This is a genomic window from Sphingobium sp. ZW T5_29, from assembly GCF_044987515.1.
Taxonomy (GTDB): Bacteria; Pseudomonadota; Alphaproteobacteria; order Sphingomonadales; family Sphingomonadaceae; genus Sphingobium.
The window spans coordinates 30988-50977 of the sequence record NZ_JBJDRM010000012.1 but is presented as its reverse complement, the minus strand read 5'-3'; the positions used below and the strand labels follow the sequence as shown (position 1 = coordinate 50977).

At 62.8% G+C, this 19990-nt stretch carries 21 protein-coding genes; 5 read left to right on the top strand and 16 right to left on the bottom strand.

Features of this window, described 5'->3' with window-relative positions; genetic code table 11:
* Positions 1-166: 166 nt before the first annotated feature.
* The gene (gene acs / locus ACI3KQ_RS11690; protein WP_404957775.1) at positions 167-2110 is read left to right on the top strand and encodes an acetate--CoA ligase; all 1944 of its coding nucleotides are present in this window, start codon (positions 167-169) and stop codon (positions 2108-2110) included.
* Positions 2111-2164: 54 nt separating this feature from the next.
* On the opposite strand, the gene ACI3KQ_RS11685 is transcribed toward acs, so the two are convergent.
* Both ACI3KQ_RS11685 and ACI3KQ_RS11680 read right to left on the bottom strand, forming a co-directional pair.
* The gene (locus ACI3KQ_RS11685; RefSeq protein ID WP_404957773.1) at positions 2165-3373 is read right to left on the bottom strand and encodes an FAD-dependent monooxygenase; all 1209 of its coding nucleotides are present in this window, start codon (positions 3371-3373) and stop codon (positions 2165-2167) included.
* A gap of 135 nt (positions 3374-3508) precedes the next feature.
* Complete coding sequence (locus ACI3KQ_RS11680) at positions 3509-4600, bottom strand: branched-chain amino acid aminotransferase (RefSeq protein ID WP_404957771.1); 1092 nt, start codon at positions 4598-4600, stop codon at positions 3509-3511.
* 155 nt (positions 4601-4755) lie between these two features.
* On the opposite strand from ACI3KQ_RS11680, the gene ACI3KQ_RS11675 reads away from it, so the two are divergent.
* Both ACI3KQ_RS11675 and ACI3KQ_RS11670 read left to right on the top strand, forming a co-directional pair.
* Positions 4756-5769 carry a threonine aldolase family protein gene (locus ACI3KQ_RS11675; protein ID WP_404957769.1) on the top strand — a complete coding sequence of 338 codons (1014 nt, stop codon included), beginning with the start codon at positions 4756-4758 and terminating at the stop codon, positions 5767-5769.
* Positions 5766-6665 carry a DMT family transporter gene (locus ACI3KQ_RS11670; RefSeq protein WP_404957768.1) on the top strand — a complete coding sequence of 300 codons (900 nt, stop codon included), beginning with the start codon at positions 5766-5768 and terminating at the stop codon, positions 6663-6665. Before ACI3KQ_RS11675 ends, ACI3KQ_RS11670 begins: the two co-directional genes overlap by 4 nt.
* A gap of 16 nt (positions 6666-6681) precedes the next feature.
* Here ACI3KQ_RS11670 and ACI3KQ_RS11665 read toward each other — a convergent pair whose 3' ends face one another.
* From ACI3KQ_RS11665 to ACI3KQ_RS11615, 11 genes are all read right to left on the bottom strand, one after another.
* A complete protein-coding gene (locus ACI3KQ_RS11665) occupies positions 6682-6846 on the bottom strand; it encodes a hypothetical protein (protein WP_404957766.1) in 165 nt (54 codons plus the stop codon).
* 89 nt (positions 6847-6935) lie between these two features.
* Positions 6936-7742: an SDR family NAD(P)-dependent oxidoreductase gene (locus ACI3KQ_RS11660; protein WP_404957764.1), complete on the bottom strand. Its 807-nt coding sequence runs from the start codon at positions 7740-7742 to the stop codon at positions 6936-6938.
* 50 nt (positions 7743-7792) lie between these two features.
* Entirely contained in the window at positions 7793-8152 is a 360-nt protein-coding gene (locus ACI3KQ_RS11655; protein WP_404957763.1) for a HesB/IscA family protein, read from the bottom strand.
* Entirely contained in the window at positions 8152-8616 is a 465-nt protein-coding gene (locus ACI3KQ_RS11650; protein WP_404957761.1) for an SUF system Fe-S cluster assembly protein, read from the bottom strand. The genes ACI3KQ_RS11655 and ACI3KQ_RS11650 overlap by 1 nt, the downstream gene beginning before the upstream one ends.
* The gene (locus ACI3KQ_RS11645; RefSeq protein ID WP_404957759.1) at positions 8609-9823 is read right to left on the bottom strand and encodes an aminotransferase class V-fold PLP-dependent enzyme; all 1215 of its coding nucleotides are present in this window, start codon (positions 9821-9823) and stop codon (positions 8609-8611) included. Before ACI3KQ_RS11645 ends, ACI3KQ_RS11650 begins: the two co-directional genes overlap by 8 nt.
* Positions 9820-10572 carry a SufD family Fe-S cluster assembly protein gene (locus ACI3KQ_RS11640; RefSeq protein ID WP_404957757.1) on the bottom strand — a complete coding sequence of 251 codons (753 nt, stop codon included), beginning with the start codon at positions 10570-10572 and terminating at the stop codon, positions 9820-9822. Before ACI3KQ_RS11640 ends, ACI3KQ_RS11645 begins: the two co-directional genes overlap by 4 nt.
* Entirely contained in the window at positions 10569-11330 is a 762-nt protein-coding gene (gene sufC, locus ACI3KQ_RS11635; protein ID WP_404957755.1) for a Fe-S cluster assembly ATPase SufC, read from the bottom strand. The genes ACI3KQ_RS11640 and sufC overlap by 4 nt, the downstream gene beginning before the upstream one ends.
* Before the next feature lie 3 nt (positions 11331-11333).
* Positions 11334-11789, bottom strand: coding sequence for a hypothetical protein (locus ACI3KQ_RS11630; RefSeq protein WP_404957754.1), 456 nt, complete (start codon positions 11787-11789; stop codon positions 11334-11336).
* 114 nt (positions 11790-11903) lie between these two features.
* Positions 11904-13388, bottom strand: a complete 1485-nt coding sequence (gene sufB / locus ACI3KQ_RS11625) for a Fe-S cluster assembly protein SufB (RefSeq protein WP_404957752.1) — start codon at positions 13386-13388, stop codon at positions 11904-11906.
* 13 nt (positions 13389-13401) lie between these two features.
* Complete coding sequence (locus ACI3KQ_RS11620; protein ID WP_404957885.1) at positions 13402-13812, bottom strand: RrF2 family transcriptional regulator; 411 nt, start codon at positions 13810-13812, stop codon at positions 13402-13404.
* Positions 13813-13923: 111 nt separating this feature from the next.
* Entirely contained in the window at positions 13924-14868 is a 945-nt protein-coding gene (locus ACI3KQ_RS11615) for a helix-turn-helix domain-containing protein (protein WP_404957750.1), read from the bottom strand.
* 336 nt (positions 14869-15204) lie between these two features.
* On the opposite strand from ACI3KQ_RS11615, the gene ACI3KQ_RS11610 reads away from it, so the two are divergent.
* Both ACI3KQ_RS11610 and ggt read left to right on the top strand, forming a co-directional pair.
* The gene (locus tag ACI3KQ_RS11610; protein ID WP_404957748.1) at positions 15205-16242 is read left to right on the top strand and encodes a quinone-dependent dihydroorotate dehydrogenase; all 1038 of its coding nucleotides are present in this window, start codon (positions 15205-15207) and stop codon (positions 16240-16242) included.
* A 56-nt stretch (positions 16243-16298) separates the two neighbouring features.
* Positions 16299-18002, top strand: coding sequence for a gamma-glutamyltransferase (gene ggt / locus ACI3KQ_RS11605; protein WP_404957746.1), 1704 nt, complete (start codon positions 16299-16301; stop codon positions 18000-18002).
* Between the two features lie 26 nt (positions 18003-18028).
* On the opposite strand, the gene ACI3KQ_RS11600 is transcribed toward ggt, so the two are convergent.
* From ACI3KQ_RS11600 to ACI3KQ_RS11590, 3 genes are all read right to left on the bottom strand, one after another.
* The gene (locus tag ACI3KQ_RS11600) at positions 18029-18517 is read right to left on the bottom strand and encodes a hypothetical protein (protein ID WP_404957744.1); all 489 of its coding nucleotides are present in this window, start codon (positions 18515-18517) and stop codon (positions 18029-18031) included.
* Positions 18518-18584: 67 nt separating this feature from the next.
* Positions 18585-19007, bottom strand: coding sequence for a SufE family protein (locus ACI3KQ_RS11595; RefSeq protein ID WP_404957742.1), 423 nt, complete (start codon positions 19005-19007; stop codon positions 18585-18587).
* A gap of 89 nt (positions 19008-19096) precedes the next feature.
* Positions 19097-19975 (bottom strand): 3-hydroxybutyryl-CoA dehydrogenase, encoded by an 879-nt coding sequence (locus ACI3KQ_RS11590; protein WP_404957740.1) that lies wholly within the window; start codon positions 19973-19975, stop codon positions 19097-19099.
* Between the last annotated feature and the right edge of the window lie 15 nt (positions 19976-19990).

Below are 19990 nucleotides of genomic sequence, written 5' to 3'. Positions count from 1 at the left end.
TGAAGGCGCCCCGCCCCGTCGATCGACATGGTGGATTTCAAAGCACGCTGCCGATTCCCGGCGCCAGTGCCTGACGACGCCATTTTCGCACAAACCGGGTCCCACTTTCGCACTTGATGCACTAGAGGTCAGCGCAGCGAGGGTTTCGCAATGGAAAGGATGCCTGATGTCTGACGATTTTTTCCCGGTTCCTTCTGAATGGGCAGCCTCCGCGCTGCTCGACCGGGACGGACGTGCGTCGGATTATCGCCGGTCGATCGAAGATGCGGACGCCTACTGGCTGGAGCGGGCCAAGCGGCTGGACTGGATGCATTTTCCCACCAAAACCAATGAAAGCAGCTTTGCCGAGGCCGATTTCGGGGTGAAGTGGTTTTCCGACGGCATTCTCAATGTCAGCGCCAACTGCATCGACCGGCATCTGGCCGAACGCGGCGAACAGACCGCTATCATATGGGAACCCGATTCGCCCGATGCTGAGCCGCGTCGCTACACCTACAAGCAGGTCCATGAGGAAGTATGCCGCCTGGCCAACGTCCTGAAAGGCGCGGGCGCGAAAAAGGGCGATCGCATCACCGTCTACCTGCCGATGATCCCCGAGGCCGCCTTCGCCCTGCTCGCCTGCGCGCGGATCGGCGCGATCCACAGCGTCGTGTTCGGCGGTTTTTCGCCCGAAGCGCTGGCGGGGCGCATCATCGACTGCGATTCGACACTGGTGATTACCGCGGACGAAGGCTGCCGCGCGGGCAAGAAGGTGCCGTTGAAGGCCAATGTCGATGCGGCGCTGAAGGATTGCCCCAGCGTCAAGAAGGTCGTCGTGGTCAAGGCCACGGGTGGCACGATCAACATGGCCGATGGCCGCGATCTTTGGCTGCATGAAGAAGCGGCCAGAGTTTCGCCCGACTGCCCGCCTGAACCGATGAATGCGGAAGACCCGCTGTTCATCCTCTACACCTCAGGATCGACCGGCAAGCCCAAGGGCGTGCTGCACACGACGGGCGGCTATCTGTTGTGGGCCAGCCTGACCCACGAACTGTGTTTCGACTATCGTCCCGGCGACATCTATTGGTGCGCGGCCGATATCGGCTGGGTCACGGGCCACAGCTATATCGTCTACGGCCCGCTGGCGAACGGCGCGACCACGCTGATGTATGAAGGCGTGCCCAATCATCCGACGCCCAGCCGCATCTGGGAGGTGGTGGATCGCCATCAGGTGCAGACCATCTTCACGGCCCCCACCGCCCTGCGCGCGCTGATGAAGGAAGGGGACGAATATGTGACCCGCACCAGCCGCACATCGTTGCGCCTGTTGGGGACCGTGGGCGAGCCGATCAACCCCGAAGCGTGGCGCTGGTATCACCATGTCGTGGGGGAAGACCGTTGCCCGATCATCGATACCTGGTGGCAGACCGAAACCGGCGCGGCGATGATCGCGCCGATGCCGGGAGCAACCGATTTGAAGCCCGGATCCGCGACATTGCCGATGCCTGGCGTAGTGCCGCAGATCGTCGATAGCGACGGCAAGGTGATGGAAGGCGCGGCAGAGGGCAATCTGGTGATCGCCCAAAGCTGGCCGGGGCAGATGCGCACCGTTTGGGGCGACCATGAACGCTTTTTCCAGACCTATTTCACCACCTTCCCCGGCAAATACACGACCGGCGATGGCGCCCGGCGCGATGCGGACGGCTATTATTGGATCACTGGCCGCGTTGATGACGTCATCAACGTATCAGGCCATCGCATGGGCACGGCGGAAGTCGAAAGCGCGCTGGTGCTGCACGAAGCCGTGGCGGAAGCGGCGGTGGTGGGATTCCCGCACGACATTAAGGGTCAGGGCATCTACGCTTATGTCACGCTGAACAGCGGTGAAGCGCCGGGCGAGGATCTTCGCAAGACACTGGTCGCATGGGTCCGGTCCGAAATCGGGCCGATTGCGACCCCCGATGTCATCCAGTTCGCTCCGGGCCTGCCCAAGACGCGGTCTGGCAAGATCATGCGCCGCATCCTGCGCAAAATCGCGGAAGGCGAAGTGTCGGCGCAGGCTTTGGGCGATACCAGCACACTGGCTGATCCATTGGTCGTGGAAGATCTGGTGGCAAATCGGCAGAGCTAAGAATCATGAGGCAGGGGCAGCAGTGGCTGCTCCTGCACAGGCCCCAGGAGCGTCTTAGATCATCTCACCGATCAACAAACGGGGCAGCGCGCCTGATTCGCCGCGTGCTTCGGCCATGAACCGATTCTTGAGCAGGGACGTGCGCTGGACCGCCGCCAGCCCGAAACGGCGGACAGCCGACGGAATTCTGCCGGGCACGTCGAACAGCCGGACCAGCCCGTCCATCGCCACGCTGACCGACAGCGCATCCATGCCGCGCCAACGCTGGTATCGCGCCATCAGTTGAGCATCGCCAGGGTCAAGGCCCAGACGCATGCCTTCGACCAGCACTTCGGTCAGGGCGGCCACGTCGCGCAGGCCCAAATTGAGGCCCTGCCCGGCAATCGGGTGGATCGCATGCGCGCTGTCGCCCACCAGAGCCAGGCGCGTGTCCGTTATACGGGCGGCATGGTGGAAACCGAGCGGATAGGATGAGCGCGGCCCCGCCAGCGAGATGTCGCCCAAAAACCCGCCCATGCGCTTTTGCGCTTCGGCCAGCCATGCACGTTCGGACAGCTTGAGCATGGCGGGCGCCTGGTCGGTCGGGACCGTCCACACAACCGCCGACCGTGTGCCGGGCAGCATTGGCAGCAGGGCAAACGGACCACCGGGATAGAAGATCTCATAGGCCGTGTTGGCGTGCGGCACTGCATGGTCGATCGCGGTCACCATCGCCACATGCTTGTAATTCCAGCGCGTCGTCCGAATACCGGCCGCCTCACGCGTGGGGCTGTTGCGCCCTTCAGCCCCGACCAGCAACGCGCCCTGGATCGTTTGCCCACTGGAAAGCGTCACGGTTACGCCATCGGCATTGCGATCGACATGGGTGGGGCGGTCGGGTTGAAAACGGACGAGATTGTCGGCCTGCTCTGCCGACTGGGTCAGCGCCACGCGCAGGTCGCGGTTGGGGAACATGATCCCCATAACGCCATCATCGGGGTCGGGCGCGAAGTCCAGCGCCCCCGGCTCCAGCCCGTCACTGACCCAGATGCGATCGATAGGACAACCCTTGCCGTCCAGCCGCTGGGCCACGCCGATGGCCGACAGCATCGCATGGCTGGTCGACGAAATGGCGGACACACGACCATCGAACCCGGTCGTGTTGGTTACTACAGGATCGACCGGATCGACCACGGCGCAGCGCACGCCATGTCCCGAAAGAGCGATGCCAAGGGTAAGGCCTACCAGGCCTCCGCCCAGAATGACGACGTCGAAGCGTTGCATGAAGGCTCTTGTAGGGGGTCGGGACGCGATTGGGAAGCTCAGGGAACCATCATTGACGGCGCTCCTGCGAAGGCAGGAGTCCTGTGGAAACGGCGGGATTGGGCTCCTGCCTTCGCAGGAGCATGTCATCCTATATTACAGCTTGCGCACCCAGCCCGCCGGGTCGGCGACCGTTCCACGCTGGATGCCGGTGAGTTCCGCGCGCAGCGTTTCGGTCACCAATCCGCCCTCACCATTGCCGACGGTGAAGTCACCATCGACGCTCTTCACCGTACCGATCGCCGTAACGACCGCCGCCGTCCCGCAAGCGAAGGCTTCGCGCAGCCTACCGCTCAAGGCATCGGCGCGCCATTGGGCAAAGCTGTACCGTTCTTCACGCACATCATGCCCCTTGGCGCGGGCGAGTTTGATGACGCTGTCGCGGGTAATGCCGGGCAGGATGGTGCCGCCCAGCGGCGGCGTGATCAGCGATCCGTCGTCCATGACGAAGAAGACGTTCATGCCGCCCAGTTCTTCGACCCATTGATGTTCCGCGGCATCCAGGAAAACGACCTGGTCGCAGCCATGCCTGGTCGCTTCGGCCTGCGCGACTAGGCTGGCGGCATAGTTGCCACCGCATTTGGCCGCACCTGTCCCGCCCCGCGCCGCGCGGGTATAATGATCCGACACCCACAGGGTTACCGCTTTCTTGCCGCCCTTGAAATAGGCGCCTGCGGGGGAGGCGATGACGCAGAAAATATATTCAGCCGATGGCCGGACACCCAGAAATGTCTCACTGGCGAACATGAAAGGGCGCAGATACAGGCTGCCTTCACCGCCGGGGATCCAGTCGGCATCGATCTTCACCAGTTGTTCGACCGCCTCCAGGAAAATATCCTCCGGCAGGACCGGCATTGCCATGCGCTGGGCGGACTCGGCGAAACGACGCGCATTTTCCTCTGGCCGGAACATGGCGACCGTGCCGTCCGCCAGCCGATATGCCTTCATCCCTTCGAACACTTCCTGTGCGTAATGCAGGACGGCGCAGGCAGGGTCGAGCTGGAACGGTTCGCGCGGGCCGACGTGGTGGCTGTGCCAGCCCTGGCCTTCGCTGTAACGGATCGTCACCATATGGTCGGTGAACAAGCGCCCGAACCCAGGATCTTCCAGCATTACCGCGCGCTGGTCAGCCGATACAGCCTTGCTGCTCTGGTTGACTGTAAAGCGCGACTTCTGCTGGACGTCCATGTTGGTTGCTCCCTGGGATGACGGGCCGCCTATGTCACAAACGACCCTGCGAAACAATGTGTCACCATTGCTGACCTAATACCACTGATTCTTGGTGGCGGGTCTATTTGAGATGGCACCTTGGCGCGGTCATCGCTGCAATCTATTGCCCATGCATGCAGTTTTTCTCCGACAATGCGACACCAGTCTGCCCTGAGGTGATGGCGGCCGTCGCCGCCGCCGACCAGGCGGACCACGGCTATGATGGCGACGCGTGGAGCGGAAGGCTGGACCAGGCATTTTCCGCCCTGTTCGACGCGCCGGTAAAGGCATTGTGGATCACCACGGGCACTGCCGCGAACAGCATCGCGCTCGCCTGCCTGTGTCCGCCCTATGGCGGCGTCATCTGCCATGAAGAAGCGCATATCGTGGTGGATGAGTGCGGTGCGCCCGGTTTCTACACCCACGGCGCGGCCCTTATGACGCTGCCGGGCGAAGGCGCGAAGCTGTCGCCCGATGCGGTCAGGGATCGCCTGGGGCTTATCCGCCCTGACGTGCATCAAATCCCCGCCTGCGCGATCAGCATCACCCAGGCCACCGAATATGGCCTGGCCTATACGCCCGACGAGGTTGCCGCATTGGGGGCCGTGGCGCGGGCACATTCGCTGGGGCTGCATATGGATGGAGCCCGCTTTGCCAATGCGGTGGCGTTTCTGGGCTGCGGTCCCGCCGACATCACCTGGCGCGCGGGCGTCGATATATTGTCCTTTGGCTGCGTGAAGAATGGCGGCATGCTGGGCGAAGCGCTCGTCTTTTTCGGACCCCAAGCGCAGGCGCGAGCGGCGCAGGCCGAACGCTGGCGCAAGCGCGGAGGGCATTTGCTGTCCAAGGGACGCTATCTCGCGGCCCAACTGCTCGCCATGGTCGAAGGCGACCTTTGGTTGTCGAACGCCCGCGCGGCCAATGCCGCTGCGCAGGCGCTTGCAAACGCGGCCAGCGATCGGCTGATCCATCCTGTCGAAACAAATGAGCTGTTCATCCGCCTGACCCCAGTGGAAGCCGCCCGGCTGCGCGCCGCCGGTTTCGACTTTTACGATTGGGGCGAAGGCGCGGCGCGGCTGGTCACCAACTGGTCGCAGAATGATGCGAGCGTGCGGCCAATGGCCGATGCAATGAGAGCGCTGGGATGATGGGCGCAAGCGCGAACCGCGGCGTCATCCTTCCGTTCCTGCTGGTGGTGCTGATCTGGAGTTCGACCTGGATCGTGATCCGTGACCAGCTGGCCACTGTGCCGCCCAGCTGGTCGGTCTGTTACCGTTTTCTGTTGGGCGGCATCGGCATGGCGCTGTTCGCCCGGTGGCGGCGCGTGCCGCTTGCTTTGCCATGGAGGGGCGTGGCGTTCGCGACATTGCTGGGGCTGGCGCAGTTCGTGCTCAACTTCAACTTCGTCTACCGCGCCGAACATTATCTGACGTCGGGCGTGGTGGCGACCGTGTACGCCCTGCTGCTGATTCCCAACAGCCTGCTCGCCTGGATCGCATTTCGCCAGCCAGTCAGCCGATCCTTCATTATGGGGTCGATGGTCGCGATCGTGGGGATCGCGATGCTGTTATTGCGCGAATATCGCGCCGCGCCGGTCGCTGCTGACGCGGTGCTGCTGGGCATCGCCTTGAGCGCTGCCGGCCTGTTCAGCGCGTCCGCCGCCAATGTGATGCAGGGCATGGACATAGCCCGACGCCTGCCGATGGTCGCCGTGCTGACATGGGCGATGCTGATCGGCAGCGGGATCGACGCTGTTTTCGCCTGGATCACGGTCGGGCCGCCAGTGGTGGAGTGGCGCGCAGGATATCTGTTCGGCATCGCCTGGCTGGGAATCGCAGGGTCGGTGATCACCTTCCCGCTCTATTTTCAGCTGATCCAGCGCATGGGTCCGGGCCGGGCGGCCTATACCAGCGTGCTGATCCCGGTGATCGCCATGCTGATTTCGACGGTGACAGAGGGTTATCGCTGGACCCCGCTCAGTCTGGTCGGAGGGTTGCTGGCGGTAGTGGGCATGGGGATCGCGCTGCGGTCGAAGGCGGCTTAGCGCGTTGTTCGAGCCGCTAGAATCCGCGTGGGCGAAAGTCGGGCTCATAGGTGCGCTTGGCCGCGTTCACCTTGGCGATCAGGCAGGCGATCGGTTCAGGGGCACTGGCAGGACGATCGGGCAGGGGCATGCTGGTCATGCGATGGCTGAGTGCGGCGAAAACATGTTCGATGCGATCCATGGTCTGTCCCTGCGAAGTTGGCAGGTCCCTCCATCGCGGCTCTTGGTTAACGAGCCGTAAGCGACGTTGCCGCTTTGCGCCGAGCCGATCTACTGCCCTTCAACCAAACAGGCCGATAGTCCTTCCCTGTAAGTCGGATATCGCGGGGTCCAGCCCAGCAGCCGCTTTGCCCGGCCATTCGCGACGCGCCGGTTTTCGGCATAGAATGATCGCGCCATCGGCGAAAGCTGCGCTTCTCCCAGCGTCAAGAGTGGCGGCAGCGGTTCACCCAGCATCGCGCAGGCCGCTTCAATCAGACGGTTCTGCGCACAGGGCAGGTCGTCCGCCAGATTGTAGACGCCGGGCGGGCCATTGAAGGACGCGATGATGCCCGCGACGATATCATCGACATGGGCGCGGCTGAATATCTGTCCGGGCAAGTCGATGCGATGCGCCCGCCCTGCCCGCACCCGGTCCAGCGCGGATCGGCCCGGCCCGTATATACCCGGCAATCGGAAGCGGCGCATGTCGACACGGAGCGCCCCCCAGTCCGCATCCGCCTGCACCCGCGCCCCGCGTCGACCGGAGCCGACCGGGCTATTTTCGTCCACCCATGCTCCGGCGGCGTCGCCATACACGCCGGTGGAAGAAAGATAGCCGCTCCATAGCGCGGGGGCAGCTGCGATGTCTGCCCCGTAGCGGACGAGGACAGGGTCGACGTCGCCTTCAGGCGGGACGGACGACAGGATATGCGTGGCCTGCCCCAAGGCCGCGCGAACCGCACGGTCATCATCGAAGGCGATCATCTCGCTGTCCGCCGCGCGCCGGACGCCCGTAACCCGCCAGCCATCGCTACCCAGCCGGGTGGCGAGGCGGGACCCAGTATAGCCCATGCCGATGATGAGCATATGAGGCATGACGACCCCCGTTCGTGTCGAGCGTGACCGGACCGTGCGGTAGCCGTGTCCTAGACCGTAAAGCTCTCACCGCAGCCGCAGCTGCCCTTCGCATTGGGATTGTTGAAGACGAAACCAGCGGTAAAATCATCTTCCACCCAGTCCATCGTCGAGCCGACCAGATAGAGCACCGACGCTCCGTCGATGTAGAAGGTGCCGCCGGGCGTTTCGATTTTTTCATCGAACTTCGCTTCTTCGGTCACATAATCGACCGAATAGGCGAGGCCAGAACAACCCCGGCGGGGCGTCGATAGCTTGACGCCGATCGCCCCTTCCGGCGCCTGGCGCATCAGGTCGGCGATGCGCGCTTCGGCGCCCGGCGTCAGGATGACAGCGGCGGGAAGAGCGCGCGGCTTGGTCTCAGTTGTCATCACAGCATTCCCAGTTCCAGCTTGGCCTCGTCCGACATTTTCTGTGGGTCCCATGGCGGATCCCAGACGAGGTTCACTTCGGCATCGCCCACGCCCGGCACCGCCCCAACGCGCAGCTCAACTTCGCCCGGCATGGATTCAGCGACCGGACAATGGGGCGTTGTCAGGGTCATGGTGACAACGGCATGGCCATCGTCGGTCAGGTCGACACCATAGATAAGGCCAAGGTCATAGATGTTGACTGGAATTTCCGGGTCATAAATCTCTTTCAACGCATCGATGACCGCGTCGTAAAGATTGCCGCCCGGCTCGACCGAAGGCACCTCTGCGGGCTTCTGCGCCAGAAATCCTTCCAGATAATCGCGCTCACGCGGGGCGTCGTCCACCCGCGCCTTGGGCGGCACGTCCACCGCCTCGACCTCTTCCACCATGATCCTGCGTTCCCCGGATTTTCCCTCAGTCATTGGCGAAAATCTTCCTCACTCGCTCTATGCCTTTGACCAGAGCATCGACGTCACTATCGTCGCTGTAGATGCCGAAGCTGGCCCGCGCGGTCGCCTCCACGCCCAGGTGGCGCATCAGCGGCTGCGCGCAATGATGTCCCGCCCGGATCGCGACGCCCGTTTCATCCAATATGGTGCCGACATCGTGCGGATGCACCCCCTCAACCTCGAACGAGAGGATGCCCGCGCTGTCTTCCGGCCCGAACAGGCGCACGCTGTTAAGGTTTTCCAGCGCGCTGCGGGCTTTGCCGACCAGTGCGCATTCATGGGCGTGGATCGCGTCGAGGCCAATCGCCTGGACATAATCGATCGCCGCGGACAGGCCGACGACGCCCGTGATATGGGGCGTCCCGGCCTCAAACCGGGTCGGTGCGGGTGCATAGGTGGTCTTTTCAAAGGTCACCTTGTCGATCATCGACCCACCCCCCTGATAGGGCGGCATCGCGTCGAGCAATTCCTTGCGGCCCCAGAGCACGCCAAGACCCGTCGGGCCATAAAGTTTGTGCGCGGAAAAGACGTAGAAATCGCAGTCGAGCGCCTGCACATCGACGGCCAGGCGCGGCACCGCTTGGCAGCCGTCGATCAGGATTTTTGCGCCCACGCCATGCGCGATGTCGGCGGCGCGGCGCACGTCCAGCACGCTGCCCAGCACGTTCGACACATGGGCGAGCGCCACCATCTTGTGCGCAGGCGTGATCATCGCGGCCATGGCGTCGAGGTCGATTTTGCCATCCGCAGTCAACGGTACGACGTCGATCTGCGCCCCCATTTTTTCGGCGGCGATCTGCCACGGCACGATATTGCTATGATGTTCCAGCATGGACAGCAGGATGCGGTCGCCTGCCCTCAACTGCGTTCCCGCCCAGCTGTGCGCGACCAGATTGATCCCCTCGGTCGCGCCACGGACATAGACGATTTCGCTGTCCGAGCCTGCGCCGATAAAGCTGGCGACCTTTCGCCGCGCGGCTTCATAGGCCAGCGTCATGTTCGCCGATCGCTCATAAACGCCGCGATGGACGGTCGCATAATCCGGGCCATAGGCACGGGCGATGGCGTCGATCACTGCGTTGGGCTTTTGCGCCGTGGCGGCGCTGTCGAGATAGTGCCAGTCGCCGACGCCGGGGAAATCATGGCGAAGCGAAAGTCGGTCGAAGGTGCCGACGGTCATACGAGGGTCTCCAGCTTGGCGATCGCAGCCGCTTCGAAGCGGTCCTTGATCGCCTCATCGGCGACATCGTCGAACACGCCCGCGACAAAGGCTTTCAGCAACAGGGTCTTGGCCGTCGCCGGGTCCATGCCCCGCGACGCCATGTAGAACAGCGCCTGGCGGTCCAGTTCGCCGACCGTGGCGCCATGGGCGCATTTCACGTCGTCAGCATAGATTTCCAGTTCCGGCTTGGCGTTCGCCGTAGCGGTGCGGTCGAGCAGCATCGCCTTGACCGACTGAAAGGCGTCGGTGCGCTGCGCATTGCGCGCGACGTTGATCGAGCCAAGATAGCTGCCCGTGGCGCGCTGGCCAAGGATCGATCGGATCGTCTGGCCACTGGTCGCATCGGGTTGGGCATGCGTGACGGTAGTGATGATCTCCAGCACCTGTTCGCCGCCGCCGATGATCGCGCCGTTGAGTTCAAAATGGGACCCTTTGCCCAGCGTGACGGCGAAGGTCACGCGGCCAAATTTGCCGCCGATGTTGAGGACATGGAAATCGCAACGCGCGCGGTCCGCAATGCTGATGACATAGTCATGCACCGCCGCCGCACCTTCGCCTGCATCCTGCAACAGATGATGGTGCGCGGTTTCGCCAGCACCCACGTCGATGCGCGTGGGCGCGCGTGTCGGCCAGATGGTCGCCAGCGCTTCCAGGTCGCTATAGCGCCATTCCTCTGCCTTGCGCGTGGGAAGGGTGAGCGTGGTCACGCCGCCTCCACCTCTGCCCCGACGACATCGGCATAGCCTTCGCGTTCCAGTTCCAGCGCCAGTTCAGGGCCGCCGGACTTCACGATCCGGCCGCCAGCAAGCACATGGACATAGTCCGGCTTCACATAGTCGAGCAGGCGCTGATAGTGGGTGATGAGCAGCACTGCCTTGTCCGGCCGACGCATGATCGCGTTGATCCCCGCGCCCACGACCTTGAGCGCATCAATATCGAGCCCGGAGTCCGTTTCGTCCAAAATCGCGAGCTTAGGATCGAGAATGCCCATCTGCACCATTTCGGCGCGCTTCTTCTCACCGCCTGAAAAGCCGACATTTACCGGCCGCTTCAGCATTTCCATATCCAAGCCTAGCAGAGCTGCCTTTTCCTTGGCGAGCTTGATGAACTCTCCGCCGTTCAGTTCCTTTTCACCGCGCGCGCGCCGCTGGGAATTGAGGCTTTCGCGCAGGAACTGCAGGTTGGACACGCCGGGAATCTCGACCGGATATTGGAAGCCCAGGAAAAGGCCTGCGGCAGCGCGCTCATGCGGGTCCAAGCTGAACAAGTTCACACCGTCCAGAGAGGCGCTGCCGCCAGTGACTTCATAACCCGGACGGCCGCCCAGCGTGTAGGCAAGGGTCGATTTGCCCGCCCCGTTCGGCCCCATGATCGCGTGCACCTCACCCGCGTTGATCGAAAGTGAAAGCCCCTTCAGGATTGCCTTGCCGTCGATCTCGTTGGTCAGATTTTCAATCGTCAGCATCGTTCAACCCTTATGCGCGCGTTGCAGCGTCCGCGCGGTCCAGAAAGCCATGTCCCGCACGTCGCCCGGCGCGGGGAACAGCGTGTCGATGTGGCGCTTGATCGGCATGTAAGGCCACCAGTCGGCACCGGGTTCGGGCGCGCCCTTTTCCAGCAGGGCGACAACAAATTCGCTGACCGGACCCATGCGGGCGAGATTAGGGGCCTTCGCCTTGTGGAAAGCCTTGTCGGTGCGCAGCTTCTCGGTCATGGCCGCGTCCGCCTTTTGCAGGGCCGCGCGGCTTTCCGCCTCAAATGCGTCGAGATCGCCGAAATCGGCGCGCGCGCGCGGTTCCAGCTCGCCCTCTTCCAGTTCATAATCCTCGGTCAGGATGCGGATCGCGGCGGTCCATGACTGGCCGTTGCCAACATCCTCCGCGAAATCGGCGAGGGCATCCTGGATATCGTCTTCGTCGCTCAAATTACCGTCCTCATTGTCTGTCTTTCGTCACCCCGGACTCAATCCGGGGTCCCGCTGCCGTCCAAGATCAGCGGGATGCCGGATCAGGTCCGGCATGACGGTGTTAAGCAGGGCCTATCCAACCGACCCCTCAAGGCTGATGCCCAGCAGCTTTTGCGCTTCGACGGCGAATTCCATCGGCAATTGCTGCAGCACTTCGCGCGCGAAGCCATTGACGATCAGGCCTACCGCCGTTTCCTGATCAAGCCCGCGTTGCATCGCGTAGAACAGCTGGTCGTCACTGATCTTGCTGGTCGTCGCCTCATGCTCGATCTGCGCGCTGGGGTTGCGCACTTCGATATAGGGGACGGTGTGCGCGCCGCATTGGTCGCCCAGCAGCAGACTGTCGCACTGGGTGAAGTTGCGCACGCCCTCCGCGCCCGGCGCCACGCGCACCAGGCCGCGATAGGTGTTGTTTGACCGGCCCGCGCTGATTCCCTTGGATACGATGGTCGATCGCGACCCCTTGCCATTGTGAATCATCTTCGTGCCCGTGTCGGCCTGTTGCAGATTGTTGGTCAGCGCGACCGAGTAGAATTCGCCGACGCTATTCTCGCCATTCAGTACACAAGACGGATATTTCCAGGTGATCGCAGACCCGGTTTCGACCTGTGTCCAGCTGACCTTGCTGTTCCGCCCCTGACACAGCGCCCGCTTGGTCACGAAATTATAGATGCCGCCCTTGCCGTTCTCGTCGCCGGGATACCAGTTCTGGACGGTGCTGTACTTGATCTCCGCATCGTCCAGCGCGACCAGTTCCACGACGGCGGCGTGGAGCTGATTTTCGTCGCGCATCGGCGCGGTGCAGCCTTCGAGATAGGACACATAGCTGCCCTCATCCGCGACGATCAGGGTGCGTTCGAACTGCCCGGTATTTTCCGCGTTGATGCGGAAATAGGTGGAGAGCTCCATCGGGCAGCGCACGCCCTTGGGGATATAAACGAACGTCCCGTCCGAAAAGACCGCGCAATTGAGCGTGGCGAAATAATTGTCATGCATGGGCACGACCTTGCCCAGCCACTTCTTCACCAGGTCAGGATATTCGCGCACTGCTTCGCTGATGGAGCGGAAGATGACGCCCGCTTCTTCCAGTTCCTTGCGGAAGGTGGTGGCGACCGAGACGCTGTCGAACACCGCATCGACCGCGATCTTGCGGCTGCCCTTCACCCCGGCGAGCATCTCCTGCTCGGCAATGGGGATGCCCAGCTTTTGATAGGTGGCCAGGATTTCCGGGTCGACTTCGTCCAGCGAATTCAGCTCCGCCTTCTTCTTCGGCTCGGCGTAATAATAGGCGTCCTGATAGTCGATCGGGGGAATATTGAGCTTGGCCCAGTCGGGCGATTCCATCTTCTGCCACAGGGCAAAAGCCTTCAGCCGCCATTCCAGCAGCCATTCCGGTTCGTTCTTCTTGGCAGAGATGAAGCGGACCGTGTCCTCGTTCAGCCCCTTGGGCGCGAAATCCTGCTCGATGGCGGAGGACCAGCCATGCTCATAGGTGGAGGCGCGGTCTGCCGCGTCATGTGCTTCCTGATTACGGATCGTGGTCGTCTCTTCGGTCATGCCATTTCTCGTGTCAGGCCAATTCTCGGGTCAAACTGGCGATCGTCACCCCGGCCAGAGCCGAACGAATCGCATTGTTCGCCACATTCATATGCGCACGCACCCGGCAATCCTGTTCCAGCAGGCAATCATGCGCGCCATGATCTGCGCAGGCGGTCATAGCGATGGGACCCTCCACCGCCTCCACCACGTCAGCGAGGGTGATCGCCGCTGGCGGGCGCGACAGCCGCACACCGCCGCCCGTGCCCCGGCTGGATTCAAGCAGGCCAGCAGCCGACAGCCGACTTACCAGCTTTTGCGCCGTCGGAAGCGGAATCCCCGTTTCAGCGGCCAGCGTAGTCGCGTTCATGCGGGTCGCCCCGCAATGACGCGCGGCGGCCGACATCAGCACCACGGCATAATCTGCAAAACTCGAAAGCTTCATGCCGGTAACGAGCGCTCCACCTTGCGAACCATTCTCAAATCGGATCGAATCCATCCGATTGCGCATGTGGTCCCAGCCGTGCCGGGAATCAAGGGATTTTTCGAGTGGCGTTCAGCTCAGCCGGTTTAATGTCGCGACATCGCCGCCCAGCGAGCGGCGCAACAATGTCAGTTGCGCGACCGCGGTGGGTTCGGTCTGCAACTGGTGGGGAGTCAAGCCGATGAAATGCTTGATTTCCCGGATAAAGTGCGACTGGTCGTAGAAACGGCCATCCTCGCAAAGCTCCTGCCAGCTATGCCCGTCGAGCGCGATCCGCGCGCTGCAACGCAAGGCGCGGTATTTCCGGGCGAGCAGTTTGGGCGGACAGCCATAATGGCGATTGGTCAAGCGCGCGAGTTGCCTCGGCGACAACCCCGTCTTTTGCGCCAGCGCCTCGATTCGCGGCGACCCTTCCCCCATCAGCCAGCCATCGACTGCTTCCAGCAGCCTCCAGGTGGAATCGGGAAGCAGGCTCACCAGATCCGTGAGGACTGACCAGCATAGAGCGGCCATGGCTGGGGCATCGTCCATCTCGCGCAGTTGGCGAAGCAAATCTTCGAAAATGCGAATCTTCGCGCCGCTCATCGTGGAAAGCCGGTCCGCCTGCATGCTGGCGTCCCCGCCATGCAGGCTAAGCCAGCCTGCGGGTAGCAGGGAAATGCCAGCGACATGCGCCGGGCCGTCGAGACGGAAGTTGGTCGCGCCAAGCGTGGGACCCAACAGGCAGATTTCGGGAGTGACGGCGCTTGTTTCATCGTGAAAATGATATGTGCCGCCTCCGTTCAACATGAGGCGCAATTGCGGGACGTCGGCGCGGGTCACATCCGAATATGAATCAAGCGTTTCGCTGAAGAGATAGAAGGACCCGAAATAGGGCCGCAAATGTTCGGGTGGAGAAAAATATTGTAAACGGACAGGGCCGTCTGAAGCTTCCACAGTATAGGAGAGCGGCGGGCCGCCATCCTTTTCCGATACACTTCGCGCCCCCCCGGGCGCATCGCCATAAAGTCGGCTCATACTCACCCCTTGCATTCACTATGAGCCATAGCGCCGAACGTGCAAGAGGGGATGTCAGCGTCCGCTAACTTTTTCTGATGCTGGAAAAAAGAAGGCTCGGCAGCAATGCTGCCGAGCCAGTGAAAGGTCTCGTCTGCCATAATGGCTTAGAGCCTTCGGGTCGCATGGCTTTCATACGTCCGAATCGGATAATCATGATTGGATGGATCGGACATTCGCTGGATCGAATCGGGACGATAGACGCAGAATCTGGACGATGTTCGCCATTCTGAGGCGACTGTTGCACCAGCGCAACAGCGACTCGACGCGGCCAAGATGCGCTGGCATAGCGCGGCCATGTTTTACCACCTGATCCGCCCCCTTTTCTTCTCGATGGACGCTGAGCGCGCGCACAATCTGTCCATCGCGCTGCTACGAATGATGCCCACGCCCGCAATGGCGCAGGCGGACCCGATGTTGGCGCAAACCGTCGCGGGCCTCCGCTTCCCCAATCCGGTGGGCCTTGCCGCCGGCTATGACAAGGAAGGACTGGTCGCGCACAAGATGCACGGCTTTGGCTTCGGCTTTGCCGAACTTGGGACGCTGACCCCCTTGCCCCAACCGGGCAATCCGCAGCCCCGACTGTTCCGGCTGGCGCAGGACCGTGCCGTCATCAATCGGATGGGCTTCAACAATGGCGGCCAGGCAGCGGCAGCGGAACGAGTCGCTAAGCGCCGCAGGGATGGCGGGCCGATTGTCGGCATCAATATCGGCGCGAACAAGGATGCGGCGGACAGAATCGCCGATTATGTCACCGGTGTCGTCTGCATGGCCCCCCTGGCCGACTATCTGACGGTCAATATTTCATCCCCGAACACCCCAGGCCTGCGGGCCTTGCAGGACCGCGCAGCGCTGGACCAGTTGCTGGGCGCGGTCATGGCGGCGCGGGGGGCCGATCGCACGCCCATTTTCCTGAAGGTAGCGCCGGATCTGGAGCAGGCGGATGTGAAAGATATCGCCGCCGCCTGCCTGGACCATCGCGTCGATTCCCTGATCATATCCAACACGACCATATCGCGGCCAAAGCTGCAGTCCCGCGATGCGGGCGAATCAGGCGGGCTGTCGGGCGCGCCCCTGACGGACCTGTCTTTACAGCGGCTGCGCGACTTCCGTCGCATCCTGGGCAAGCGTGTGCCGCTGATCGGCGTGGGCGGGATCGCGACGGCGGAGCAGGCCTATGCCCGCCTGCGCGCCGGGGCCAGCCTGATCCAGATATACAGCGCCCTGGTCTATGAAGGCCCCACCTTGCCCCGGCGGATCAACAGCGGCCTTAAAGCCCTGCTGGCGCGGGACGGATTTGCCCATGTGAGCGACGCCGTGGGGGTCGACGCCTGATTCCGTCAGGACGATCAGTGGCTTGCCCCAAATGGTTGCAACGATAAGGTGCGGCCATGATGTTCCGCCTTGTCGGCCCGCTGGCCGCTGCCTTCGCCCTTATCATCCTTCCCGCCGGACCCGTTCAGGCGCGGGAACCTGTGTCTACCAACGCCACCGTGTCCGCCGCCGATCCACGCGCGGCGGCGGCTGGTCAGGACATATTGCGTCAGGGGGGGAGCGCGACGGACGCCGCCATTGCGATGATGTTGGCGCTCAACGTCGTCGAACCGCACAATAGCGGCATCGGCGGCGGCGGTTTCCTGATGCACCATGATGGTGAGACGGGGGTGCTGGAATCGATCGATGGGCGGGAGGCCGCACCCGCCGCCGCCCGGCCCGACCGATTTCTGGATTCCGATGGCAAGCCGATGACCTTCCGCAATGCCTGGCCCGGCGGCTATTCCGTTGGCGTGCCGGGCAATTTGCGGCTCGCCTGGATGGCGCACCGGAAATGGGGAAAGCTGCCCTGGGCGACGCTGTTCGACCCTGCGATCCGCCTGGCCAGCGAGGGGTTCGAGGTGCGGCAGCGGTTGGCGGCCGCGATGAAGGCGGTAGCGCCGGTCTGGGTGGATTTCCCGGAGATTCAGAAATATTTCTGGATCGACGGAGCGCCCGCACCGATCGGGACAACGCTCAAAAATCCGCCTCTGGCCGCCCTGTTCCGCCGCATTGCCGATGAAGGGCCGGACGCCTTCTATCGTGGAGAGACAGCCAAGGCGATCGCGGATACCGTCACGTCGGCACCCAGAAATCCGGTGCCCATGACGCAGGAGGACCTGGCGTCCTATCGTGCCAAGCCGCGCAAACCCGTGTGCGGACCGTATCGCGGCTATAGCATATGCGGCATGGGGCCGGCCTCCGCTGGCGCCATCACAGTGTTGCAGATTCTGGGCATGGTCGAACATTTCCCGCTGGCGCGCTGGGGCAAGGACGATGTGCGGTCCTGGCATGTCATCGGCGAAGCGATGCGCCTGGCCTATGCCGACCGCGACACATGGCTGGGCGACCCCGATTTCGTGAAGGTGCCCGTGGCGGGCCTGATCGACCCTGCTTATCTGAAGCGTCGATCCGCGCTGATTTCGATGGACCGCGCGCTGGGCAGCTACATGCCCGGAACGCCGCCGACCGCCGCCCCCCGCACCACGACCGTTCCCCAGCCTGAGAGCGGCACCAGTCATTTCGTGGCGGTGGACCGGGATGGCGACATCGCCAGCTGGACATCGACGATCGAGAGCTTTTTTGGCAGCCAGCTGATTGCCCAGGGCGTAATCCTGAACAATGAACTCACCGACTTCAGCTTTACGCCCGAAAAGGACGGCGCGCCGGTCGCCAATAGGGTGGAGCCGGGCAAGCGGCCGCTTTCATCCATGTCGCCAACCATTGTCTATGACCAGCAGGGCACGCCCGTTTTCACCATCGGCGCAGCAGGCGGGCGCACCATCATCATGCAGGTCGCCAAGGCGCTGATCGCCCATTTCGACTGGGGATTGTCGGCGCAGGAGTCAATCGCGCTGGGACTGGAGTTCTATAACGTCGACGGACTGGTGCTGGAAAAGGGAACGTCTCTCGAAGCGCTGAAGGTTCCGTTGGAAAAGCTGGGCCACAGGGTGACGATTGCACCGATGGGCCTGAAAGCCAACGCCGCGGAGCGTGGGGATGACGGGCGCTGGGTCGGCGCTGCCGATCCGCGCAGCCCCGGCGTATCCTTGCAGGAATAGCGGGACCTGGGGCGGAGCAAGTCTGCTCAATCGAGTTTCAGACCGGCAACGTCGAATGCGAAGGGAAAGGTTGCGTCCTTGGGACCGACCACCAGATTGACCTTCAGGGTTTCGCTACCCTGAATCGCCTCATAGGCTTTCGACGCGGGCAGCACTGCGATGCCGTCCTTATTCTCGGTCATCCGGCCTTTCCATTCATGCGTTTTGCCGTCGTCGGTCGTCGCCGTGACGCTGCAGTTGGAAAGATCGCAGGTGAAAGGCGCGCCGACCAGCTTGACGGTCACCTGCGCTCCCCCCTCCTTCATCGGCTGGACCAGCAACACCGAAAAGCTGTCCGGCGCCGTCATGGTGGAGACGCTGTTGGTACTGCCGATATAGGCGACCCTGGGCTTCGCGCCTTCGCCGCCTTCATATTTCCATTGCTGGCCGATCTGGTCGCGCTGGGTCGGTTCCTTCTCTGCTGGAGAACAGGCCGTCATCAACCCGATTGTCGCCAGCGCCATGATGCCGCGCATCAGCCTTCTCCTCGCTTCCGTTTCGTTACGGAAGGAGAACGCGCGACGGCTGACGAGTTTCCTCGGTTCAACTGTAGCGCGCAGCCGTCTGGCGGATCAGGGCGATCATGTTGGGAATGCCCTGGGTCCGATTGGAGCTGAGCTGATTTTTAAGGTCGAAGGGGGCAAGCGCGCCTTCAATATCGGTCGCGCCAATCGCGGCGGGCGGACGGTCCTGCACCGTCAGCAGCACCAGGGCGATTATCCCCTTGGTAATGGCAGCGTTGCTGTCCGCCAGAAAATGGAGACGCCCGTCATCCAGCACCGTGGGATAGACCCATACAGCCGCCGAACAGCCGCGCACCAGCGTCGTGTCCGTCTTGAGCGCGTCGGGCATCTGTTCCAGCGCCCTGCCAAGGTCGATTAGCAGCCGATAGCGATCGTCAGCATCCAGAAATTCATATTCTTCCTGGAGATCGGCAAGGGCGGGTAGATCGGTCATAACCGTCATATAGGGGGAAAAGCGGCGCGCGAAAGCCGCTTTTCCCGATCAGATGTCGACGCCAGCGGCAATCGCCTCCAACCAGCGAATAGGCTATTTCAGCGCGTCGGCACCGGCTCCGCACCCGAATAATCGTAGAAGCCCTTCCCGCTTTTCCGACCGAGCCAACCGGCTTCGACATATTTGACGAGCAACGGCGCGGGCCGATATTTGGGATCGCGCGTCGTCGTCTGCAGCACGTTGAGCGCTTCCAGGCAGGTGTCGAGGCCGATATAGTCGGCAAGGGTCAGCGGACCCATGGGATGATTGAGCCCAAGGCGGACGCCGGTGTCGATGTCCTGCATGTTGGCCACGCCTTCGCCCAGGGCGAACACAGCTTCATTGAGCATCGGCAGCAGGATGCGATTGACGACGAAGCCGGGCGCGTCGAACGCGTGCACGACCTTCTTGCCCAGGCGCTTCACATAGGTTTCGACCGCGGCGACCGCCTCCGCCGACGTGGCCAGTCCGCGGATGACCTCCACCAATGCCATGGCAGGCACCGGATTGAAGAAGTGAACGCCCAGGAAGCGTCCCTTGTCCGGCACAGCCTGCCCCAGGCGCGTGATGGGGATGGACGAGGTATTCGACGCCATGATCGCGCCGGGGGCCAGCACGCCGCCGACATTGGCGAAAATGGTGCGCTTGATATCCTCCCGCTCGGTCGCTGCTTCGATGACCAGTTGCGCTTGCGACAGCGGGGCAAGTTCGCCGCTGGCCCGGATGCGCGCCATGGCGGAGTCGGCTTCGGCCTGGGCCAGCTTGCCCTTTTCCACCGCCTTGCCAAGCTGGCGGGCGACGCCATCGCGGCCCGTTTCAGCGCGCGCCAGATCGACGTCGCACAATATGACGTCATAACCGGCCTGAGCCGAAACCTGCGCAATGCCTGCGCCCATCTGACCGGCGCCAATGATACCTATTACCCGGATTTCGGTCACAGCCTTACCTCTGCC